Origin of the sequence: Bacillus sp. FSL K6-3154 (assembly GCF_040869395.1) — a bacterium.
In the GTDB taxonomy this organism is placed as follows: domain Bacteria; phylum Bacillota; class Bacilli; order Bacillales; family Bacillaceae; genus Bacillus; species Bacillus safensis.
In genome coordinates, this window is sequence record NZ_CP152033.1 from 2,050,873 (window position 1) to 2,072,218 (window position 21,346).

Consider the following 21,346-nt stretch of genomic DNA (forward strand, 5'->3'; position numbering starts at 1 on the left):
AATTCGCTCCGCGCCCGTGCTCGTCCTTCCTAGACTTCAAAGGTTTTCTATCACGCTGAAAAGAAGACAAAGGGCCAAAATCAACATCATTTTAGCCCTTTGTCAACAATCTGAAAAGAGAACTCAAGGATGAGTTCTCTTTTTTATGTATAAAAGATAACGGTGATGATCGCTGCACATGCGATACCCATGCTGATATAAAGGCTGGCAAACCATATATTCCAGCGAGTGATACGGTAAGGGTTGACCTTCATCAAATCAGCTAATAGGGAGACAGAAACATTAAAAGGGCTAAACATAACAGTTGATGTGCCAGCAACGATCAGCATGATGGCAATGGGAAGAGCAGGCAGTTCATGGATGACTGGTGCCATCATACTCACTAACAAAGCAAGTGAGACGAGCGGGTGAAAACCGCAAAGGGCGGTGATCAGAAAATACAACCCAATGACACAATAAACCCAAATGGCATGGTCTGATATACTGACAATAAATGCTTGAATCGGCTGCATACTGTTTGTCGCAAGGAGCATATCGACAAAGAAGCCTGCACTTAAAAATAGACACATATAGTTGGAGAGCTGACGGGTTCTTTCTTTCCAATGAGGTACAGAGACAGCGATATATTGTTTTCTTTTTTTGATAACAGAAGAGAATAATAGAGCAAATGGAATAATCGTCAGTACTACAGCGAATAAATAGCCTTTCCCAATCCATGCATCGACAAGTGAGACGACTGTCATAAAACCTAGCAGCATGAAAGCGAGCTGAAGGGTTTTTCGCTTAATTCGATGAGGGTTGGCGCTTGTTTTTGAAGACTGAATGATGTTTGGTAATCGTTTGCTTTGACGAGAAAAAAGCATCCAATCTATCGCCAGCACGAAGACCATTAAACCAAAAGTAATAGGTGCAATTTGATAATATTTTAGTTTGGTTGCATCAATGGTGACGCTTACCAGCACTTCAACAGGACTCCAGCTTAAACATAATGCATATGACCTTAAGAGGTTGCGTGTATAAAGATGTTGTTTCACTTGTTCTTTTAGGGATTCAAGCGACGGTTTGAGCGATGTATAGAGTAAGGGAATCGTCGCGATATTTAAAAACATGCCAAGTATATGAGTGACAAATGAACTCTTGCGATAAAGCTGATTTGAGCTCGTTGTATGCAGTGTGAGCAGTTTATTTAATTGTGTATCGAAATGTCCAACATGTATGAGAGAATGAATAAAAGGCAGCATGAAAAAGAGAGAAAGCAAGCCCAGCATGGAATGAAAGTGAAGAAAAAACGTGTGCAAAGGCTGGCCGGATAAGAAGAATAAGAACAACCCAATGATGAGAAATACAGCACCTGTTTTCAAATAAAGCCCGCTTGCTTTCTTAAAAGAAATGGTGAGCGAAGCAGCGGCCAGCAGACCAACAAAATAGGAGAGTATAGGAGCAGGAAATAGTTGATGAACTATATATAGACTGATAAGCAGTGTAAAAACGAGCAGGTACATTCAAATATCTCCTCCATCAAATATCTTCAATTGATTTTATTCCGTCTGGTGGAATTTGTTTTCTTTTAATGGAACGTTTAAAATGGATTATAGCAAAATCGATCGTTGATGTCGATAAGAAATCAAAGGGGAAAAGGAGAAAGTGAATATGGCTGATAAAAAGTCAAAAGAAGAATCAGGACTGCGTACAGTTCAGCGTGCTTTGGATATTCTGTATTGTTTTAGTGAAGAACGTCAAGAGCTGACGCTAACGGATATTTCAAAAGAGATGAATTTAGCAATGTCTACGACAACGAGACTGCTCAAGGCACTTGAAATGAATCATTTTGTGGAGAAGAATCAAGAAACAATGAAATACCGATTGGGTCAAAGGCTTTATCTCCTCGGATACATTGCAGGGAAGTCCATTAAATTGAGGGAACTGGCTAAGCCACTCATGTACTCACTTCGTGATGAAACAAAGGAAACCGTCAACCTGTATGTACTGGATTCAACAAGCAGGGTTTGTATTGAACAAGCGGAAGGGCTGCAATCGATTCGGCATCTTGTCAAGATTGGTGAAAAACTGCCATTGTACGCAGGTGCAGGCGGAAAGGTATTATTGGCATTTCAAAGTGAAGAATTTCAACAAAAAGTATTAGCGTCTGAGGCTGATCATGTGATGAAGGGTGACTGGCAAAAGGAACGTGAACATATTCTTGACACATATACTTCTTGCAGCATCGATGAACGCGAGGTAGGATCTGCGGCAGTAGCGGCACCAATCTTTAACATTCATGGTGAAGTGAAAGCCTGTTTATCCATATCTGGTCCAACCCATCGGTTTACTGAAGAAGTCATTCCTCAGTTGCAGCAAAAAGTGAAAGAACAGGCACAGCGGCTTTCTGAACAGCTCGGCTACGTCGTCAAACACAATTTTTAAGATTGCCTATCTTTTCGAGCTCCATTTATCATATAATAGAAACATTATGTAGCATTCCTTGTCGTAGGGAGGACGTGTCACGACCATGAAAATCAATAGAGAAATTCCTGTAAGACAGCGGAATATTGTCCTCATTGGCTTTATGGGTGTTGGGAAAACAACCATTGGGCAGTTGGTTGCCAAAAAGCTATATAGAGATTTTATTGATGTCGATCAGGAGATTGAGAAAAAGTACAACATGACGATTCCAGAGATGTTTCAGCAAAAAGGAGAAGCATTCTTCAGGCAGGCTGAAAAGGATTATATCGTCGATTTATGTGAACATACACAGCTCAAGATCGTTTCCCTTGGAGGCGGTGCATTCAAACAGGAAGAAATCAAACGCGCCTGCTTGAAGCATTGTACCGTTCTTTTCCTTGATCTATCGTGGGAGAATTGGAAGCAGCGGCTTGATATTTTAATCGAAAACCGCCCTGTTCTTCACAACCGGACACTTGATGAGATGAAAGAGCTGTTTGAAGAGCGCCGGGAGATTTATTCTCTTCATAACTCAAGAGTGGAAACAGATCATTTAGAGGCTGAGGAAGTCGCCAATTATATTGTGGACACACTCAAGCTTGGCTGGGATTTATATTCGAAATAAAAAAAGTCTACCGTTGAGGGTAGACTTTTTTTCTATTGAATTCTTTTCCTTCGTACATATGATGATGCTTTGACAACCAAAATGTATTTATCCTTTTTTTGGTGTGCAGCCGTTTGGAAAAAGCGGTGATCCTCCTTCAATCAGTTCATGGTGATGAGGCTTTTGATATAGATCATTTTCTTTTTCGGAAAAATAAAATAGTATCTAAATTTTAATAAGAGTTTTTTGAATTATGATAATATTTAAAAAATAATGTTGACATCTTCCGTGAGCACATTCTATGATTGTTTACGTAAACGCTTACGGTAAACGTTTACTATAATCGAATGGGGAGGAATTTGTTGATGAAAAATAAAGAAAAATGGAGCGGTGTATTCCCGGCGGTCTTAATTCCTTTTAAAGATGACTATTCAATTGATGAACCTGCTTTTCGTAAGCTTGTTCGCTGGGTGGCGGAGCACGAAGGAATTAACGGGATTGTTGTCAATGGACATACTGGCGAGATTATGACTTTGCTGCCACATGAACGAGCTGAGGCTGTGCGTATTGCAGCTGACGAATTAAAAGGGGAAGTACCTGTCATTTCCGGGGTTTCAGCTGAAGGGACAATTGAAGCGATCCAGCATGCAAAAGCAGTTCAAGAAGCTGGCGGAGAAGGTATCCTTCTCATGCCGCCGCATTCATGGCTGAGATTCGGTATGCAACCTGAATCACCTGTCCAATTCTTTAAAGATGTTGCAGAAGCGATTGACATTTCAATCATCGTCCATCAATATCCAACTTGGACAAAAACCTCATATACAACGAATCAATTACTAGAAATGTCGGAAATTGAAAATGTTGTCTCATTCAAAATTGGTCAAAGAGACATGGCACAATATGAAGTCGATGTGCGCGCACTGAAAAAGCATGCACCAGATGTATCGCTGCTCACATGTCACGATGAATATTTATTGCCAACATTAGTTCAAGGGATTGATGGAGCGCTTGTCGGTTTCGGCTGTTTTGTACCAGATTTGATCGCTGAACTTGTGAAATGTGTGAAAGAACAAGACCTTGCAGCAGCTAATAAAGTGTACGATAGAATCTTTGAATTAAAGCATGCTGTATATAAAATGGATGAACCTTCCTCTACCTCTCATCTGCGAATGAAGGAAGCGATGTTCCAGAGAGGTTTGATCAGCAGTTCACTTGCTAGAAAGCCGGTATTACCTTTAACTCAAAAGGAAAAAGAAGAGATTCGCCAAGGCCTTCAAAGTGTTGGTTTGCTTAAGGAAAACGTCAGTAGATAACAGACCATTGATTTCATGATGAAGGTGAGTCAGGTTATAATAGGGTATAAAACAACAGACTCCCGGAGGTATGAAATGTGTCAGTAAGTATTAAAGATGTCGCATTGAAAGCAGGAGTGTCTATAGCTTCTGTTTCCCGAGTATTAAGTGGTAAACCAGGAGTAGGCGCTCAAACGGCTGAAAGAATCAAACAAGTGATTGATGAGTTAGGCTACCGCCCTAATTTAGGAGCGAGAGGACTCGTGAAAAGAAAGACTGGGAATATCGCTGTAGTGGTTCCCCGCGGTTCATATATTTTGAATAATCCATTTTTTTCAACGATTTTAGATGGCATAGCGAAGGAATTAGATGAGACCGAATTCAATATGCTGATGTCATTTACATCTGTGCAGCAGCAGCGGTTACTTGAGACGCAGGCTGTAGATGGTGCCATTTTATTTTCTCCAAGAAATGAAGAATTGAGCATGGATTGGCTAAAAAGTTTGGCTATTCCCATTATCGTTGTCGGAAGTTACTTAGAGGATTCACCATTTCCATGTGTCAGGCCAGATGATGAAGAAGGTGTTTGTCAATCTGTAACGGCCTTATTTGATAAAGGTCATCGAACCATTGGGCTGGTCAATGGTCCAATGAGTTCGATGCATAGTGTGAGGTATTACAAGGGGTATGAGCGCACACTGAAACGTTTAGGATTAACATTGAACAAAGAGCTTGTGTTTGAGTTAGATGAATTTGATGGGGGAAAAGTAGTAGAAGTGGTTTCTCAATTTCTCCAAGGAAACCAGCACATGACTGGAGTTGTTTGCTCTTCAGATTTTTTGGCGATAGGGGTCATGAAAGCGGCAGAAAACGCACATGTGTCAATACCTCATGATTTGTCTGTCGTTGGTGCCGATGATGTGCCCATTGCAAGTTTCCTAACCCCTTCTTTATCTTCTGTTCATGTTGATTTAGTTGGAATGGGAAGAAAAGCTGTTTCTTTACTAACACAGTTATTAGAAGGAGAACAGTTAGAGGCGATGGAGCATATCTTCCCTATGTATTATATAGATCGGGGCACCACGGGAACGCCAAAAAAGATTTGATAGATGCTGAAAACTCGTAAGATCGCTTGAGAATTCCTCTTGATTTAAAATGTAAGCGATTTCTTCAGCGCTCTTCGGCATGTACTTTTGCATCATTTCCTCTAATAAGGAGGAGATACCATGACGTTAGAACTCAGCGGAAATTCAAATTCTCAAGGTGGGCAAGTTGTTGATAGAGCTTCACAACTATTGACTAGGATGGAAAGTGTACCTTTTTCGAGGTGGCATTTAAAACCTCGGATCATTATGGGATCTGCTACCTTTTTTGATGCTTTTGATGCGCTATCTTTAGCGTTTGTTCTCCCGGTCCTCATCGGCATGTGGAATTTATCACCTGCTCAAATTGGCCTTCTTATTGGGTCTGGTTATATAGGACAAGCGATTGGTGCTATTTTCTTTGGGTGGTTAGCAGAAAGGCGCGGCCGTGTATTTAGTGCAAAGTGGACGGTGTTCCTCATGTCTATTATGAGTATCGCATGTGTATTTTCAGGTAATTTTATGGCCCTTTTTATTTTCCGCTTTATACAAGGGATTGGAGTTGGAGGAGAGGTGCCGGTAGCAGCCTCATATATTAATGAGTTGTCCCGAGCCCAAGGAAGAGGTAGATTTTTTATGCTTTATGAGATGATTTTTCCATTAGGATTAATGATCTCAGCTCAAATTGGCGCATTCGTCGTACCTAGCTTTGGGTGGAAATGGATGTTCTTGATTGGAGGCATTGGAGGTTTAATCGTCTTTGGATTCTTTTTCATGCTGCGTGAATCGCCAAGGTGGCTTATTTCGAAAGGCAGGTTAGATGAAGCCGAAAGAATTATTGAAGAAATTGAAGCTAGTACTGACAAACGAATGCCTGTCGCAAATCAAGTATCCAGCAGTACTGAAAAAGGCGACTGGAAAGAGCTATTTTCAACTTTTTACCGTAAAAGAACATTGGTCGTATGGGGACTATGGTTTTCTGCCTACTTTGTATCGAATGGTTTAAATAACTGGTTACCGAGTCTTTATAATACTGTTTACCATTTGCCAGTCGGAGATTCATTAAGGGCAGCATCTCTCACAAATATTTTACAGACCATAGGGGTATTCGCTTGTGCATTTTTAATTGATAAAGTGGGACGGAAGCGCTGGGCAACCATTGCATTTGTATTAACAGGTGTTTTATTAACGGCTTTATGGATCAGCGGAGCGACTTCACCAGAAAGCGTCATCTATTTAGGATCTGCTGCTTACGGAATGATGGGGACAATTACAGTTCTCCTCTATCTATATACACCTGAAATTTATCCGACACGTATGAGGGTGATTGGAACGGCATTTGCTACAGCGTGGCTTAGACTAGCCTCAGCGATCGCTCCTATTATGATAGGTTTTATTTTAGAGGTAAGCGGTGTTTCAACTATATTTATTCTTTTTGCAAGTGTGACGGTAGTGGGAGCAATTCTTGCTTTTAAAATGATCGAAACGCGCGAGAAAGTATTAGAGGATATTGCACCGTAAGTTACGCATGCAGTAAAGAACTTATTCCAAAGAGGGTAGGTTCTTTTTTTATTCAGAGGATCTAAAATGCATCACCTATCTTCGTTCAATTATCATATAATAGAAACATAATCTAGTCGTGTAGAGAGACGAGTCACGAACAAGAAAAGCCACCTGTGAAACAGTGAAGATTAAAAAAGTCTACCGGCGATGGTAGACTTTTTCTATCAGTTCAATGCTTAATTCCTTGAAGCAGTGCAGCTTTTAAACAGAAGGAAATGGGCTGATGCTGTGCATCGAATTGAAGCTGAAACAGCTGCTTTGTGTCAGGGTCTGCGGCTTGAAGGTGGGAAACGATCTCCTTTTGAATATTCTCTGGCGTGCGTCCGCGTATAATCCAGTCCTGATAATCAATATGCAGATCCCAGTAACGAATCTCTTTCTGAGTCAGTTGGTTGTCATCGAAAAGCTCTTTCCATTCTGATAACGAGCTTTCCCGCACATGAGAAGGGTCTCTCAGTCTATTTAAGTGATTAATAAATGAATCCTGTGCAGGGTTTTCAGGTGCATAATGGTCGACGAGCAGAAATTGGCCGCCTTTTTTTAAGACTCGGCTGATTTCAGACATGGCTGCCGGAAGGTTTGGAAAGTGGTGAGCAGCAAATCGGCACGTCACTAAATCAAATGATTCATCAGAGAAGGGCAATGCTTCTGCGGCTGCATGCTCAAAAGTAATGTGGTTCAGGTGGCGTTCTTCCGCTAGTGCTGCTGCAATCTCGATCATTTTTTGCGTGACATCAATGCCTACCCCTTTAGAGATAACGTCTGAAAAGGAAAAAACGGTATGTCCTGCCGCGCAGCCAATATCAAGTAAATGCTCATGTCCCTTCGCATTTGCTGTTGTTTTCATCCATTCCAGCTCTTCTCCGGCTGCAAATATAGGTGAATCTCGATAGTTCTCGGCATTTTGTGAAAATTGGTTCTCGGCTTTAGCATATGGATTCATTTCTTTTCCCCCTTTGTGGTCTCTTTATCGTAGAATTCCTTCTGTTATTTGTCTAAGACATAAAAGATATGACATGGATAGTTAAAACCTATGAGGTGATGAAAGTGGATATACGAATGATGGAATATGTCATTGAAGTGTACCGGCAGCAAAGTTTTACAAAAGCAGCGGATCAACTTCATATTGCACAGCCTTCTTTAAGCCAGCAAATGAAGAAGCTGGAAGAGGAATTAGACACACCGCTATTTATTCGAAAGTATGGACAAGTAACGCCCACACCTCAAGGGAGACGATTCATTAAAAGGGCTGAGAATATTTTGAAGGAAAGAGATGATTTGCTGCGTGAAATGGGAGAAGCAGCTTATGAAATCGGGAAAGAGCTGAACATTGGAGCGCCAGCAGTGACTGGGGGATATGTCTTGCCCGGTTTATTAAAAACCTTTTGTCAAACGTATCCTCATGTTCACGTTCAACTGATAGAAGAGTCTCCTCGTGAGCTTGAAAAACGTCTATTGGCTGGAAAACTGGATTTGGCTATTTTATCTATGCCTGTCGAGCATGAATCATTGAAAACGAAACAAATGCTGACAGAGCCGCTCCTTCTTGCAGTTCCACAAGCTGCTCAGTCTTGGTTATCAGAGGAATTGAACGAGATCATCAAGCAAGCAGGGCAAGAAGAGTCCGGTCACGAAATCGTTCCCTTTCAACTTCTTGAAGGTATCCCATTTATTATGCTGAAAGAGGGATACGGTTTTCGGCATGTGGTCATGGAACTGTGCCGTCATCACGGTTTTCAGCCAAAAACGGCTTTTGAAACAAGCCATATTCAAACAGCACAGGCATTGGTCAAAAACGAACTAGGTGTGACCGTTGTGCCGAAAATGGTGGCACAAGAGGATAGGAACCAAGTTATTTATTTAAACATTGATTCATGCCCAACCCGAACACTTGTATTTGCATATGTTGAAGAAAGGTATTTAACGAAAGCCGCTCAAGCCTTCATGGACCTTTATCAGAACCAAGGAAAAGCTTAAACAAACGTTTAATTAAACGCAAACAGCAGGGGGGCACCCTGCTTTAAGATTGGTGACAAAGGGCTAAAATGATCTTGGTTTTAGCCCTTTGTCTTCTTTTCAGCGTGATAGAAAACCTTTGCAGTCTAGAAAGGGCGAGCAGCGGAGCGGAGCGAATTTGACATTCGTGAGCACCGGAGCGCAGACCTGACACCGAATGCGAGGGTTTGTCTACACGCTGAAAGCAGGGGAGCACCCTGCTTTTTAATATAAGTCCAGACGCTGATCCGTCATAACCGGAATTTGCTGTCTGACTTCACCCACTAGCTGAAGATCAATTTCCGCATAATAAATGTCTTCGTCATCGCTTGTTTCAAGCAGGATTCGGCCGAGTGGATCAATCACCATAGAGTGTCCAGGGAATGCCGTGTCCCTGCTTGTGCCAGTTCTGTTAACAGCAATCATAAATGACTGGTTTTCAATCGCTCTTGCGATGAGCAGGCTGCGCCAATGGTCCACTCTTGCTGACGGCCATTGTGCCGTATTGACGAGCACCTTCGCTCCTTTATTCACAAGTGTTCTGGAAAGCTGCGGGAAGCGGAGGTCATAGCAAATCATCGCACCAATTGTTACATCTTCACCATAGTCAAATAAACCAAGCTGATCACCAGCGGTTAAATAGTTGTGCTCATCCATTAAGCGGAATAAATGAATTTTATCATAATCTAACAGAAGCTCACCTTGGCGGTTAAAAACATACATTGTGTTGGTAATGTGTTCATCTTCTGTCCGTTTATTTAATACACTGCCTGCGATGAGATACACTTGGTGCTTCCGTGCAAAGGAGGAAAAGAGCTGTTTTGTGCGTTCACCGTTTATATCCGCAAGCTGCTCGGCTTGTTCAAGGGCGTAGCCGGTATTCCACATTTCGGGTAAAATGATCAGATCAGGCTGCTCGCGAACTGCTTCTTCTAAAAACGCTTCTGCTTTTTTAAAATTCACTTCAGGTTCTCCAATTTGTACGTCCATTTGGACAAGGGCGATTTTCATATGGGTTCCTCCTTTATTCGCTATATGTCATGTGAAAATCATGAATGTATGTAATGGTTTATTTTAGTCTTCAAGGCCAGTTTCTTTATCATAAAGGTTTCCATCATCTTTGCCAATAGAAATGTCAGAAGGTTTTGTTAAATGACTTTCTCAATCAAGAAATGAGTGGTATGATACCTATAACTAATAAAACAAAGGGGAATAGTATGATATGCAATTGTTCGATTTATCACTAGAAGATCTAAAAAAATATAAACCAAAGAAAACTGCACGTCCTGATTTCTCAGACTTTTGGAAGAAATCGCTCGAAGAACTGCGCCAAGTGGAGGCAAAGCCAACACTTGAACCGTATGACTATCCAGTGAAAGGCGTTAAGGTGTACCGCCTGACGTATCAAAGCTTTGGACATTCTAAAATTGAAGGCTTTTATGCTGTACCTGATCAATCTGGCCCGCATCCAGCGCTCGTTCGTTATCATGGCTATAATGCCAGCTATGACGGCGGCATTCACGACATCGTCAACTGGGCGCTCCACGGCTATGCAATTTTTGGTATGCTCGTCCGTGGTCAAGGCGGCAGTGAAGATCAGACAGTGACACCAGGCGGTCACGCTTTGGGGTGGATGACAAAAGGCATTTTATCAAAAGAGACCTACTATTATCGCGGTGTTTATTTAGATGCGGTTCGTGCACTCGAAGTCATTCAGTCCTTCCCAGAAGTGGATGAACACCGGATCGGCGTGATTGGTGGGAGCCAGGGAGGCGCATTAGCGGTTGCAGCTGCAGCCCTTTCAGACATTCCGCAGGTCGTCGTGGCAGATTACCCTTATTTATCAAACTTCGAGCGTGCAGTGGACGTTGCATTGGAGCAGCCTTATTTAGAAATCAATTCATACTTTCGAAGAAACAGTGATCCGGAAGTGGAGAAAAAGGCATTTGAGACATTAAGCTATTTTGATTTAATCAATTTAGCTGGATGGGTGAAACAGCCAACATTGATGGCGATCGGTCTGATTGACAAAATAACCCCGCCATCTACTGTGTTTGCGGCATACAACCATTTAGAAGCAGATAAAGACCTTAAGGTATATCGCTATTTTGGACACGAGTTTATCCCGGCTTTTCAAACAGAGAAGCTCTCCTTCTTACAAAAGCATTTACTCAAATAAAAGAAAAAAGAGGCCGCTCTAGGAGGGCCTCTTTTTTAATAACTCGTATTCTGTCTCGTTTTTTCATCAGGCACTAACGCGGTGATAATAAGGGCAAGAGCTGTGATGATATGAAGGATGAATCCAAGTATCGGAATCCAGGCGAGGCAGGATGTGATAATCCCAATGATGCTGCCAATCATTGGTCCTTGGTCTCGCTTCGATAAGACGAGTGTGATAATATGCAGAATAAGCATGACCATGAGCGGTGAATAGCCATTGCTAATAATAAATAGTCCTCCGATGACAGGGATGGCAAGACAGGCTTCAAAAATCCCGGTGATCCATTTCATGATGCGAGATATAGACATGAGATCCAACTCCTTTTTCATATATGTCTTATTCGTATTTTACCAAAACGTGAAGAAGTCATGCAGATTTCTATAGAAAGAGTTGATGGATGATGAGAGAGAGAATCAAGGAAGAGCTGAAAATCATCGAAGAAACGTATGACGTAAAAATTTGCCTCGCGGTTGAATCAGGCAGCAGAGCATGGGGATTCCCCTCGACTGATAGTGATTACGATGTCCGTTTTTTATATGTTCCTCGAAAAGAATGGTATTGGGCAATGGAAGAACATCGTGATGTCATTGAACGGCCGATTGATGATGTGCTTGATATCAGCGGCTGGGAGCTTAGAAAGGCACTTCGCTTATTCAATAAATCGAATCCGTCCATCATGGAATGGCTGTCGTCTGACATCATCTATGCTGAATCTTTCTCTTTGGCAAAGCGGCTAAGAGAATTAAAGGATCGAGCGTTTTATCCTGCAGCATTGATGTATCATTACCTCAATATGGCGAAGCGGAATGAAAGCCGGCATTTACGAGGAGAGCAGGTGCGAATCAAGAAGTATTTCTATGTACTTCGTCCGCTGCTTGCCTGTCAGTGGATTGAACGATACAGGACGGTTCCGCCGATGGACTTTCATGAACTGCTCGAAGAACTAGTGGAGGAAGGTCCGCTTTTAGCGGAAATCCATGAGCTGCTCAAACGTAAAATGGACGGAGAAGAAATGGATGTAGAAAACCGTCTCGCTTATGTCCATCCATTTATCGACAAAGAGCTCGCGCGATTTGATGAATTGGTGAAAAGCTACAATCAGCCGAAAGACAACCTGTTGCAAGAATTAAATGAGCTGCTGCAGTCTACCCTTGATGAGGTGTGGGCGTAAGCAGGGAAGAGCCAGCCGGATCACGGCAGGCTCTTTTTTATCTCTTATTGTGATAAAACCACAAAAAAAGTCAGAATTTTTGTCATCTTCAAATATTGTAGCGGACAGCTTATGAGCTTTACAATAAAGACATAGCTTACAAAGAGTGGGAGGTGCCCTTTATGGAGTCGGTCACAAGAAATTTCTTCTTGTTTTTGTCAAAGAGCAGTCTCTTGAACCATATTGCTCGTAATTGGGGAAGTGCTGTTGCATCTAAGAAAATCATCGGAGGGAAGGACTTTGAGAGTGCCATCCCTGTTATCAAGCGATTAAATGACCAAGGAATGGCTGTGACAGTTGATCACCTTGGTGAGTTTGTTACAAAGGCAGAGATTGCCAATGAACGGACGACTGAGTGTATTCAAACCATTCAGCGGATTGCTGAGTCGGGACTCAATTCCCATGTGTCACTCAAAATGACATCACTTGGCCTGGATATTGACGATGACCTTGTGTATCACAATATGAAACGTATTTTAGATACGGCAGAGAAACACCGTATCATGGTGACAATCGATATGGAGGATGAACAGCGCTGTCAAAAAACGCTGGACATTTTTAAAGAGATGAAATCTCAATATGAGTATGTCAGTACGGTCTTGCAGGCGTATTTGTACAGAACAGAAAAGGATCTTGATGACCTAAATGAGCTGCAGCCATTTTTAAGACTTGTAAAGGGTGCCTATAAGGAATCCGCCGAAGTGGCGTATCCAAACAAAAAAGATGTCGATCTGAATTATCAAAAGCTGATCGAAAAGCAATTGCTCTCAGGGAACTATACAGCCATTGCGACACATGACGATCAAATGATCGAGTTCACAAAAAATATTGTGAAAAAACACAATATACAGACAAGTCAGTTCGAATTTCAAATGCTGTACGGCATGAGATCAGAAACGCAGCAGGCACTTGTGAAAGAAGGCTATCAAATGAGGGTCTATACTCCGTATGGACGAGAGTGGTATGGCTACTACATGAGACGCCTTGCAGAACGGCCGGCAAACATTGCCTTTGCTCTAAAAGGGATGACGAGAAAATAATTTGAAACGGGAGCGTGACAAAAATGACAACACCTTACAAGCATGAACCATTCACGGATTTTAGCCAGGAAGAAAACCGCAAAGCGTTTGAACAAGCATTAGCTAAAGTAACAGAATCACTTGGTCAAACCTATCCGCTCGTGATTAATGGAGAAAGAATTGAAACGAAAGACAAGATTGTTTCGATCAATCCAGCGAAAAAGGATGAAGTGGTTGGAACCGTATCAAAGGCCGGGAAGGAAGAGGCAGAGCAGGCGGTTCAAGCAGCAGCGAAAGCATTCGAAACATGGCGCTACACGTCTCCAGAAGAAAGAGCTGGCGTATTATTCCGAGCTGCGGCAAGCATTCGCCGTAAAAAGCATGAGTATTCAGCCCTTCTTGTCAAAGAAGCAGGTAAGCCGTGGAATGAAGCAGATGCAGATACAGCAGAAGCGATTGACTTCCTAGAATATTATGCCCGTCAAATGCTGGAGCTGGCGAAAGGCAAACCAGTAAACAGCCGCGAAGGCGAACGCAATCAATATGTTTACACACCAACTGGCGTGACGCTCGTGATTCCGCCGTGGAACTTCTTGTTTGCGATCATGGCAGGAACAACAGTAGCCCCAATCGTCACTGGGAATACAGTTGTTTTAAAACCCGCAAGTGCGACGCCTGTCATTGCAGCCCGTTTTGTGGAAGAGCTTGAGCAAGCCGGTCTTCCAAAGGGTGTTGTCAACTTTGTACCAGGAAGCGGAGCAGAGGTCGGGGATTACTTAGTAGATCATCCGAAAACAAGCCTGATTACATTCACTGGATCAAGAGAAGTAGGGACACGTATCTTTGAACGCGCAGCAAAAGTGCAGCCAGGCCAGCAGCATTTAAAACGTGTCATTGCTGAAATGGGCGGTAAGGATACAGTGGTTGTCGATGAGGATGCAGATGTTGAATTAGCGGCCAATGCCATTTTCACATCAGCCTTCGGATTTTCAGGTCAGAAATGTTCAGCTGGATCTCGGGCTGTCGTCCATGAGAAGCTGTATGACCAAGTCGTTGAGCGAGTGAAGGAAATCACAGAAACGAAAACAACAGCCAATCCACTTTCTGCGGATGTTTACATGGGACCTGTCATTGATCAAGCGTCCTTTGACAAGATCACGGATTATATCGAGGTTGGCAAACAGGAAGGCCGCTTAGTCACTGGCGGAACGAGTGATGATTCGGAAGGATACTTTATCCACCCGACCATTTTTGCAGATCTTGAGCCAACTTCCCGTTTAATGCAAGAAGAAATCTTTGGACCAGTCTTGGCTTTCTCGAAAGTCTCTAGCTTTGATGAGGCACTTGAGGTAGCCAACAACACAGAATACGGTTTAACAGGTGCTGTCATTACGAATAATCGTGATCACATCAACCGTGCGAAGCAGGAGTTCCATGTAGGGAACCTTTACTTTAACCGTAACTGCACAGGTGCCATCGTTGGTTACCACCCATTCGGCGGCTTCAAAATGTCAGGAACGGATTCAAAAGCAGGCGGTCCAGATTACCTAGCTCTGCACATGCAGGCAAAAACGATTAGTGAAATGTTTTAATATGGAAAAAGCATGAACCTGCACTGATGGGTTCATGCTTTTTTTGCCTGCTTGCGACTTGTTTCTATACAAATCTGACTGGAAAGAAGTATGATAAATGTATCACTTAATCAGGGAGCAATCGGGATGGAAGAGATATTAGAAAAGCTTCATACATTTTTTGATGTCGATAAATTAATTGCATTTATTAGCGGCTATTTAAAAAAACCAGTCATTTTAGAAAGCACAGAGTGTCAGCTCCTTGCTTATAATTCTTACAGCATTCAGCAGTTTGACCCAGTGAATCAGCAAACGATTTTCTCCAAGGAATGTCCGGGGTCTGTGGTCGATTGGTTAAAGAAAACAGGGGTAATTGAGCGGCTTCACAAGGAGTCAAAGCCTTTTTATGTGAGCGGCCATGACGAGCTCGGATTTAATCGGCGGGTGGCTGTGAGCGCCAAGCATAAACAAGAGGTAGTAGGCTTTATTTGGGTGCAGGACATTGAGGACTCCCTCTCTCAGGAGGAGCTGCAATTTTTACACGAAGCTTCCTTTCAGGTTGGAAAAGTGATTTATAAGAATAAGAAACAGCTTGAGAAAAAGGAAGGCAAGATTGAAGAGTTTTTCAAAAAGGTCATGGATGATCATTTTTATACTGAAGAAGAGCTGAAATGGGAGGCTGAGAACTTAAGCATTCCACTGCCAGCCGTATTTACCGTTATGGTCGTGCACGCTGCCGATAACAAAAGTGAGACGGCAGAAGATGTGAAGGATGTCATTCGAACGTATTTGCAGCTAGAGGATAAAGTGAATCACGTCTATTCGGTTCAAGCAGATATTGTCGTTATATTAGGCAGCCTGTCAGACCGGCACTCACCGAAAGCGACTGCCGCTGATGTCATCGCACATCTGCAATCAAAAACGAATGCCCATCCTTCCCCTTTGTATATTGGGATGGGAAGAGAGTACCGTGATGTCATGAAAATGAGTACAAGTCGATTTGAAGCGATAGAGGTCGTCAAGGCAGTAAAAATTGTCGGAGGGCAAGAACTGATTCCATATGATTATGAGAATTTAGGGGTCTTCCGGTTTTTAGACTCTATTTACAGCCATCAAAAAAAGAAAAACGACTTCAATCCAGATTTGTTACGCTTGAAGGAAAAAGACCGCGAGAGTCAAACCTCGTTTTTAAAAACGCTGGAAGTCTACTTATTGAATAACTGCAAGCTAAAGCCAGCAGCGGAGCAGTTGTTTATTCATCAAAATACATTAAACTATCGAATGAAACAAATTTTTGACATGACTTCGATCGACTTAAGTCATTTTAGCCAGAGATGTGAGTTATTTATTGAATTGATGCTGATGAAAAAAGATCAATAATGATGATGGAATCCGCAGGTGCATAGGATCACCTGCGGGTTTGCATGTGAAATTCGAAAATGGCATACAACTGATGCATTTCGTTGTATGATAGATAAAGATTTTATGAGAAAAGTGAAAGGGGGGCCACCTTTGGGATCAGTCACCTTAGCCATTTTGATTTTCATCATGACCCTCGTCCTTGTCATTTGGCAGCCAGGACGTGTCACCATAGGATGGTCAGCGTGTGGAGGCGCCATTCTTGCACTTGCCTTTGGTGTCGTTCATCTAGGCGATGTGTGGGAAGTCACGCAAATTGTATGGAACGCGACCTTTGCCTTTATTGGCATTATTATCATTTCGTTAATTTTAGATGAGATCGGTTTTTTTGAATGGGCTGCACTGCATATGGCAAAAGCCGCAAGAGGCAACGGTGTCCGCATGTTTATTTACTTAACATTGCTCGGCGCTGTTGTGGCTGCTTTTTTTGCCAACGATGGAGCGGCATTGATCTTGACCCCAATCGTTTTATCTGTGGTGAGAGCGTTGAAGCTGGATGAGCGCATGGTGCTGCCTTTTGTGATGGCAAGCGGCTTTATTGCAGATACAACCTCCTTGCCATTTGTCATTAGTAACCTGGTCAATATCGTATCAGCCGACTATTTTCATATTGGTTTTCTAGAATATACATTGAATATGTTCGTGCCAAACCTTGTGTCGCTTGGAGCGAGCATGCTGGTTCTGTATGTATTTTACCGAAAGCTTATCCCAAAAACCTACGATCTGTCACAGGCAAAGGAACCGGCGTCAGCTATTCGAGATATCCGTATGTTCCGTGTGTCTTGGTATGTGCTCGGCTGTCTGCTTGTGGGTTATTTTGCGGGGGAACTGATCGGTATTCCAGTGTCCATCATCGTAGGCGGGATTGCCCTTGCTTTCTTGTGGCTGGCGAGAAGAAGTCCACAAGTAGCGACAAAGCGAGTGATCAAAGAAGCGCCGTGGTCCATTGTGTTTTTCTCAATCGGTATGTATGTCGTCGTATATGGACTGAAAAATGTCGGTCTTACAGAAATATTGGCGGCATGGATTGAACAAGGGGCTTCACATGGCTTGCTTGCAGGAACGATGTTTATGGGCGTGCTTGCCGCAGTGCTGTCCTCTGTGATGAACAATCTGCCGACCGTTTTAATTGATGCGATTGCCATTGGACATACAGATACAGCAGGTGTCATGAGAGACGGACTGATTTATGCCAATGTCATCGGCTCCAACCTTGGACCGAAAATGACCCCAATCGGCTCATTGGCGACATTGCTGTGGCTTCATGTCTTAAAGAAAAAAGGCGTCCATATCTCTTGGGGGGCGTACATGAAAGCCGGGATCATCCTGACCATCCCAACCTTGATTCTCACATTACTCGGGTTATATGTATGGTTATGGCTTATTCATTAATTATCGTGTAGACAAATCCTCGCATTCGCCCGCAGGTCTGCGCTTCGGTGCTTAGGGCTGCAAAGGTTTTCTAACACGCTGAAAAAGAGCAGATCCATGAGATCTGCTCTTTTTTTGCTACAGATATTTCGCATAGCGTTTTTCTAAAAAGTCCTGAAGCAATGAGACGACACTACAAATGCCCCAGTAAATGAGTGCGACCAAAATATACATGGTCATATAATCGAATTCTCGTCCGCCTACAATTTTTGCTTGCTGGAAGAGCTCTGGTACAGTAATCATTGCTGCCAGTGAGGAAGCTTTGATTAAATCGAGCATGACATTGGTCAATGGCGGCAGGGCGATGCGGACGGATTGAGGCAAAATGACACCACGCATCGTTTGCCAATAGCTGAGACCTAATGATTTAGCAGCTTCCACCTGTCCACTTGGAACAGAGGAGAGAGCCGCCCGGTTAATTTCTGCAATATAGGCAGCACTATTAAAGCTGAACCCAATAATGGCGGCAGTGACCGCTGTGAACTCAATGCCGATATAGGGGAATCCAAAATAGAGAATAAACAAAATCACTAGAATGGGCACGCCTCGCATGAATGAGATATACAGTCGTGCAGGCAGCCGAAGAATCCATGAATTCGCCATCCTGGCAAGAGCGATAAAAAAGCCAAGAATGGTACCAAAAAACATGCTCACAAAGGAAATGAGCAGCGTCAGCCAGATGCCTTTCATAACAAACGGAAATGACGCCTTTGCCAGTGCAGGATTAAATATATATTCTAAATGAATATCTCCCACGATTGCAGCTCCTTATTTGGAAATGTCGACATCTTCGACATCAGCATCAATTTTCTTAGAGACGTCTGCATGATTAAAGAATTTCTCAGAAATCTTTTTCATTGTTCCGTCTTTTTTCATGTCGCCTAATACACGATTTAATTCTTTTTGAAGCTCTTTGTTGTCCTTCTTCATAACAAAACCTTGTTCATTCGGCATGTACTTCAAGTCAGGGTGAATTGTAATATTTAGTTTAGGAAATGCAGCAAGAGCCAGTGTCTGCAAGTAATAATCATTTAGAATGACATCTGTACGGCCGTTTGCAACATCTTTTAAGTATTGCTCGTTTGTCGCATTATCATAAATGACTTCCTTTGCACCGTACTTACGAGCAACATCCATATAAATCGTTGTGGCAGCCCCTGCTGCTTTCTTTCCTTTTAAATCTTTTAAAGTTTTAATGCCAGATAAATCATCTTTCCGAACGATAGCCGTTCCGTAGGAATATTTATAAGGGGTTGAAAAGGCAAACTTGTCTTTTCTGTCATCTGTGATGTCGATATCATTCGCAGCGGCATCCACTTGACCAGAATTAATGGCGCTCAGCATCCCATCATAGCCCATTTCTTTAAATTCTACTTTCACATCAAGACGTTTAAACGCTTCTTTGACGACTTCTACTTCATAGCCAGTTAATTGATCCTTGCCATTAGAAGTATCATGATAAGAAGTTGGATAAAGGGTGCCTGAAGTTGCAACCACGATTTTCCCTTTCTTTTTAATCTGATCCCACTTTGTGTCTTCAGATTGAGATGAGCCTGATTGACTGCAAGCAGACATAATAAGGATGAAAGCAGATACAACAAGCATGATCCATATAGGTTTTTTATGATAAAAACGACTCATTTAAGAATCCTCCTCTATTTTTTATACAAAACAAAACATAGCACGCTTTCTCTATAAGGACAACGTTTTCAGAAGAAAAGTGAAAAAGTAAGAATATTATAAGCAATTTGCGTGTTAGAAATAATGTATAAAAAAGGAAAGCGAGCGCAAAATAAAGGCGAATAAAGGAGGGAACAACAATGATGAAAAAAATAAGTAGTTTGATCATCTTGTCGATGATGCTGTTATTTGGTTTTCATATAGAAACGGCTCATGGAGAAACACCTCAAATGGAAAAGCGCCCGGTGACACATCAAGTGAAATTAACAGCAGAACAACAAAAACAAATTGAAATCCTTGAGCAGCAAATTCTTTCTAAGCGAAAAGAAGTCATTGAGAAATATGTACAGTACGGCGTGTTAACAAAGGAACAAGGCACACACATCACGAAACGAATGGATGAGCATTACACTCATTTGAAAAAGAACGGATTTGTTCCATTGCTGAAAAAACCACAGCACCATCGCCCATGATAATGATGAAACCGGCAGCTTTAAGTGCCGGTTTTTTATTGTCGATCAGAAGGTGAGACTTTCCCCATCTTGAGGGACAAAAATGGCTTGATCTGCATGATGCTCTTGAACGTAAGCTTCTAAAGCAGCTCTTGTTAACAGGCAATGATTCACTGCCTCAAGATGACAGACGACAATTTGAGCTTTTGGCTGAGAACGGTGAATGTCTAGAATCTCTTCCTTGGTCATTGTAATAGGATCGCCTTCTAAAAATTGAGCAGCCCCGCTATTGACCACAATGACGTCTGGCTTGCTTGTATTCACAACCTCTTTCGGTTCATCACACCAAATGGTATCACCTGCAATATAAAGGGTAGGTTCATCAGGGTGAGAGAAAACAAAACCGCTCACCTGCCCCATCCGCTTCGCCGTTTCTCCCGTCCCATGCTGTCCGCCTGTACGTTTAATATGAACGCCGCAAATGTCCATTTCATCTTCAATGCATGTGACATGCTGAAATCCAGCTTCTTCAACTTCTTTTCGATCCTTCTCCGATTGAGTATAAATTGGTTGATCCTGAGCTAATTTCCTTTTGGCCTCGTCGTCAAAGTGGTCCACATGTAAATGAGAGAGTAAGACAGCATCTGGGTGTAACAGACTGTCTAAATCTATATTTACAGGAAGCTCCACAATAGGATTGTTCAAATGTTGATTGGCTGTATGAGGGAACGGTGGATATGTTCCTTTTGCTGCTAAAAAGGGATCGATTAAAAAAGTTGAATGACCATAGTGAAGGTATAAAGTCGCATTGCGAATGAGTGTAATTTTCATAAAAAGGCCTCCTTTTTTTCTGATTAAGTTTACAGTATATTAAAAGAGTTCTACGTGACAGAGGATTATGAAAGTCTTTTGGCAGAAGGGCTTGATTTTTGAAAGAGGTGAGCCAATGCTAGACCAAACAGATATGAATATTTTAAAAGAACTATCAAAGAACAGCCGATTAACGATGAAAGCTCTAGGTGAAAAAGTTCATTTAACCGGCCAAGCTGTTGCAAATCGGGTGTTAAAGCTAGAAGAAGAAGGCGTGATTGAAGCATATACCATTTCAATTGATTGGCAGACACAAAAGACGATTCAAACCTTTTTGCAGCTATATACCCGTAGTCATCATCATGAACCACTTCTGTCGTTTCTTTATAAAAAGGAAGAAATCAAGAATTTGTTCAAAATAAGTGGTGAAGGCTGTTATATGGCTGAAGGACATTTCTCCAGTCATGATGAACTTGATCAGTTTTTAACGGAGCTGACGAATTACGCAAATTACAAACTGTCTATTGCGGTTAAACGTCTCATTCATCAGTAATA

Annotated in this window: 21 protein-coding genes; 14 read left to right on the forward strand and 7 right to left on the reverse strand. The window is 42.2% G+C overall.

What is annotated here, in order from left to right; translation table 11 throughout:
* Nucleotides 1–143: 143 nt before the first annotated feature.
* The gene (locus MHH61_RS10715; RefSeq protein ID WP_061110401.1) at nucleotides 144–1,502 is read right to left on the reverse strand and encodes a hypothetical protein; all 1,359 of its coding nucleotides are present in this window, start codon (nucleotides 1,500–1,502) and stop codon (nucleotides 144–146) included.
* Nucleotides 1,503–1,650: 148 nt separating this feature from the next.
* Here MHH61_RS10715 and MHH61_RS10720 point away from each other — a divergent pair, with 148 nt between their 5' ends.
* From MHH61_RS10720 to MHH61_RS10740, 5 genes are all read left to right on the forward strand, one after another.
* Nucleotides 1,651–2,424, forward strand: coding sequence for an IclR family transcriptional regulator (locus tag MHH61_RS10720; protein ID WP_061110400.1), 774 nt, complete (start codon nucleotides 1,651–1,653; stop codon nucleotides 2,422–2,424).
* Nucleotides 2,425–2,509: 85 nt separating this feature from the next.
* Nucleotides 2,510–3,067, forward strand: coding sequence for a shikimate kinase (locus tag MHH61_RS10725; protein WP_003214270.1), 558 nt, complete (start codon nucleotides 2,510–2,512; stop codon nucleotides 3,065–3,067).
* A 344-nt stretch (nucleotides 3,068–3,411) separates the two neighbouring features.
* Nucleotides 3,412–4,359 carry a dihydrodipicolinate synthase family protein gene (locus MHH61_RS10730; RefSeq protein ID WP_125587113.1) on the forward strand — a complete coding sequence of 316 codons (948 nt, stop codon included), beginning with the start codon at nucleotides 3,412–3,414 and terminating at the stop codon, nucleotides 4,357–4,359.
* A gap of 77 nt (nucleotides 4,360–4,436) precedes the next feature.
* Nucleotides 4,437–5,444 (forward strand): LacI family DNA-binding transcriptional regulator, encoded by a 1,008-nt coding sequence (locus tag MHH61_RS10735; protein ID WP_061110398.1) that lies wholly within the window; start codon nucleotides 4,437–4,439, stop codon nucleotides 5,442–5,444.
* A gap of 120 nt (nucleotides 5,445–5,564) precedes the next feature.
* A complete protein-coding gene (locus MHH61_RS10740; RefSeq protein WP_025092801.1) occupies nucleotides 5,565–6,941 on the forward strand; it encodes an MFS transporter in 1,377 nt (458 codons plus the stop codon).
* Between the two features lie 211 nt (nucleotides 6,942–7,152).
* Here the strand turns inward: MHH61_RS10740 and MHH61_RS10745 are convergent, their stop codons facing one another.
* Nucleotides 7,153–7,926 carry a class I SAM-dependent methyltransferase gene (locus MHH61_RS10745; RefSeq protein ID WP_125587112.1) on the reverse strand — a complete coding sequence of 258 codons (774 nt, stop codon included), beginning with the start codon at nucleotides 7,924–7,926 and terminating at the stop codon, nucleotides 7,153–7,155.
* A 116-nt stretch (nucleotides 7,927–8,042) separates the two neighbouring features.
* Here MHH61_RS10745 and MHH61_RS10750 point away from each other — a divergent pair, with 116 nt between their 5' ends.
* Nucleotides 8,043–8,960 (forward strand): LysR family transcriptional regulator, encoded by a 918-nt coding sequence (locus MHH61_RS10750; RefSeq protein ID WP_125587142.1) that lies wholly within the window; start codon nucleotides 8,043–8,045, stop codon nucleotides 8,958–8,960.
* A 243-nt stretch (nucleotides 8,961–9,203) separates the two neighbouring features.
* Here the strand turns inward: MHH61_RS10750 and MHH61_RS10755 are convergent, their stop codons facing one another.
* Nucleotides 9,204–9,989 carry a carbon-nitrogen family hydrolase gene (locus MHH61_RS10755; protein WP_061110396.1) on the reverse strand — a complete coding sequence of 262 codons (786 nt, stop codon included), beginning with the start codon at nucleotides 9,987–9,989 and terminating at the stop codon, nucleotides 9,204–9,206.
* A 211-nt stretch (nucleotides 9,990–10,200) separates the two neighbouring features.
* Between MHH61_RS10755 and MHH61_RS10760 the strand changes: the two genes are divergently transcribed.
* Nucleotides 10,201–11,157 carry an acetylxylan esterase gene (locus MHH61_RS10760; protein ID WP_125587111.1) on the forward strand — a complete coding sequence of 319 codons (957 nt, stop codon included), beginning with the start codon at nucleotides 10,201–10,203 and terminating at the stop codon, nucleotides 11,155–11,157.
* Nucleotides 11,158–11,192: 35 nt separating this feature from the next.
* On the opposite strand, the gene MHH61_RS10765 is transcribed toward MHH61_RS10760, so the two are convergent.
* A complete protein-coding gene (locus MHH61_RS10765) occupies nucleotides 11,193–11,507 on the reverse strand; it encodes a hypothetical protein (protein ID WP_024424319.1) in 315 nt (104 codons plus the stop codon).
* A 92-nt stretch (nucleotides 11,508–11,599) separates the two neighbouring features.
* On the opposite strand from MHH61_RS10765, the gene MHH61_RS10770 reads away from it, so the two are divergent.
* The 5 genes from MHH61_RS10770 to MHH61_RS10790 all read left to right on the forward strand — a co-directional run bounded on the left by MHH61_RS10770 (nucleotide 11,600) and on the right by MHH61_RS10790 (nucleotide 17,810).
* Entirely contained in the window at nucleotides 11,600–12,370 is a 771-nt protein-coding gene (locus tag MHH61_RS10770; protein ID WP_125587110.1) for a nucleotidyltransferase domain-containing protein, read from the forward strand.
* Nucleotides 12,371–12,531: 161 nt separating this feature from the next.
* On the forward strand, nucleotides 12,532–13,449 hold the full coding sequence (locus tag MHH61_RS10775; RefSeq protein WP_024424317.1) for a proline dehydrogenase family protein: 918 nt from the start codon (nucleotides 12,532–12,534) through the stop codon (nucleotides 13,447–13,449).
* A gap of 23 nt (nucleotides 13,450–13,472) precedes the next feature.
* Nucleotides 13,473–15,020: an L-glutamate gamma-semialdehyde dehydrogenase gene (gene pruA / locus MHH61_RS10780; protein ID WP_024424316.1), complete on the forward strand. Its 1,548-nt coding sequence runs from the start codon at nucleotides 13,473–13,475 to the stop codon at nucleotides 15,018–15,020.
* 126 nt (nucleotides 15,021–15,146) lie between these two features.
* Nucleotides 15,147–16,379 (forward strand): CdaR family transcriptional regulator, encoded by a 1,233-nt coding sequence (locus tag MHH61_RS10785; protein ID WP_024424315.1) that lies wholly within the window; start codon nucleotides 15,147–15,149, stop codon nucleotides 16,377–16,379.
* Nucleotides 16,380–16,511: 132 nt separating this feature from the next.
* Nucleotides 16,512–17,810, forward strand: a complete 1,299-nt coding sequence (locus MHH61_RS10790; protein ID WP_125587108.1) for an arsenic transporter — start codon at nucleotides 16,512–16,514, stop codon at nucleotides 17,808–17,810.
* 117 nt (nucleotides 17,811–17,927) lie between these two features.
* Here the strand turns inward: MHH61_RS10790 and MHH61_RS10795 are convergent, their stop codons facing one another.
* Nucleotides 17,928–18,605 (reverse strand): amino acid ABC transporter permease, encoded by a 678-nt coding sequence (locus tag MHH61_RS10795; protein ID WP_034283291.1) that lies wholly within the window; start codon nucleotides 18,603–18,605, stop codon nucleotides 17,928–17,930.
* A 12-nt stretch (nucleotides 18,606–18,617) separates the two neighbouring features.
* On the reverse strand, nucleotides 18,618–19,490 hold the full coding sequence (locus MHH61_RS10800) for a transporter substrate-binding domain-containing protein (protein ID WP_024424312.1): 873 nt from the start codon (nucleotides 19,488–19,490) through the stop codon (nucleotides 18,618–18,620).
* A 182-nt stretch (nucleotides 19,491–19,672) separates the two neighbouring features.
* Between MHH61_RS10800 and MHH61_RS10805 the strand changes: the two genes are divergently transcribed.
* Complete coding sequence (locus MHH61_RS10805) at nucleotides 19,673–20,002, forward strand: YckD family protein (RefSeq protein ID WP_024424311.1); 330 nt, start codon at nucleotides 19,673–19,675, stop codon at nucleotides 20,000–20,002.
* A gap of 45 nt (nucleotides 20,003–20,047) precedes the next feature.
* Here MHH61_RS10805 and MHH61_RS10810 read toward each other — a convergent pair whose 3' ends face one another.
* Nucleotides 20,048–20,812 (reverse strand): MBL fold metallo-hydrolase, encoded by a 765-nt coding sequence (locus MHH61_RS10810; RefSeq protein ID WP_034624002.1) that lies wholly within the window; start codon nucleotides 20,810–20,812, stop codon nucleotides 20,048–20,050.
* A gap of 115 nt (nucleotides 20,813–20,927) precedes the next feature.
* Between MHH61_RS10810 and MHH61_RS10815 the strand changes: the two genes are divergently transcribed.
* A complete protein-coding gene (locus tag MHH61_RS10815) occupies nucleotides 20,928–21,344 on the forward strand; it encodes an Lrp/AsnC family transcriptional regulator (RefSeq protein WP_025092811.1) in 417 nt (138 codons plus the stop codon).
* Nucleotides 21,345–21,346 lie beyond the last annotated feature (2 nt).

Excerpts from the sequence above, each read along its gene's own strand:
- MHH61_RS10750 (WP_125587142.1), top strand. The coding sequence starts at position 8,043 with ATGATGGAATATGTCATTGAAGTGTACCGGCAGCAAAGTTTTACAAAA.
- MHH61_RS10745 (WP_125587112.1), bottom strand. The coding sequence starts at position 7,926 with ATGAATCCATATGCTAAAGCCGAGAACCAATTTTCACAAAATGCCGAG.
- MHH61_RS10805 (WP_024424311.1), top strand. The coding sequence starts at position 19,673 with ATGAAAAAAATAAGTAGTTTGATCATCTTGTCGATGATGCTGTTATTT.
- MHH61_RS10720 (WP_061110400.1), top strand. The coding sequence starts at position 1,651 with ATGGCTGATAAAAAGTCAAAAGAAGAATCAGGACTGCGTACAGTTCAG.
- MHH61_RS10810 (WP_034624002.1), bottom strand. The coding sequence starts at position 20,812 with ATGAAAATTACACTCATTCGCAATGCGACTTTATACCTTCACTATGGT.
- MHH61_RS10740 (WP_025092801.1), top strand. The coding sequence starts at position 5,565 with ATGACGTTAGAACTCAGCGGAAATTCAAATTCTCAAGGTGGGCAAGTT.
- MHH61_RS10755 (WP_061110396.1), bottom strand. The coding sequence starts at position 9,989 with ATGAAAATCGCCCTTGTCCAAATGGACGTACAAATTGGAGAACCTGAA.
- MHH61_RS10775 (WP_024424317.1), top strand. The coding sequence starts at position 12,532 with ATGGAGTCGGTCACAAGAAATTTCTTCTTGTTTTTGTCAAAGAGCAGT.
- MHH61_RS10770 (WP_125587110.1), top strand. The coding sequence starts at position 11,600 with ATGAGAGAGAGAATCAAGGAAGAGCTGAAAATCATCGAAGAAACGTAT.
- MHH61_RS10785 (WP_024424315.1), top strand. The coding sequence starts at position 15,147 with ATGGAAGAGATATTAGAAAAGCTTCATACATTTTTTGATGTCGATAAA.
- MHH61_RS10765 (WP_024424319.1), bottom strand. The coding sequence starts at position 11,507 with ATGTCTATATCTCGCATCATGAAATGGATCACCGGGATTTTTGAAGCC.
- MHH61_RS10730 (WP_125587113.1), top strand. The coding sequence starts at position 3,412 with ATGAAAAATAAAGAAAAATGGAGCGGTGTATTCCCGGCGGTCTTAATT.
- MHH61_RS10800 (WP_024424312.1), bottom strand. The coding sequence starts at position 19,490 with ATGAGTCGTTTTTATCATAAAAAACCTATATGGATCATGCTTGTTGTA.
- pruA (WP_024424316.1), top strand. The coding sequence starts at position 13,473 with ATGACAACACCTTACAAGCATGAACCATTCACGGATTTTAGCCAGGAA.
- MHH61_RS10760 (WP_125587111.1), top strand. The coding sequence starts at position 10,201 with ATGCAATTGTTCGATTTATCACTAGAAGATCTAAAAAAATATAAACCA.
- MHH61_RS10715 (WP_061110401.1), bottom strand. The coding sequence starts at position 1,502 with ATGTACCTGCTCGTTTTTACACTGCTTATCAGTCTATATATAGTTCAT.
- MHH61_RS10725 (WP_003214270.1), top strand. The coding sequence starts at position 2,510 with ATGAAAATCAATAGAGAAATTCCTGTAAGACAGCGGAATATTGTCCTC.
- MHH61_RS10815 (WP_025092811.1), top strand. The coding sequence starts at position 20,928 with ATGCTAGACCAAACAGATATGAATATTTTAAAAGAACTATCAAAGAAC.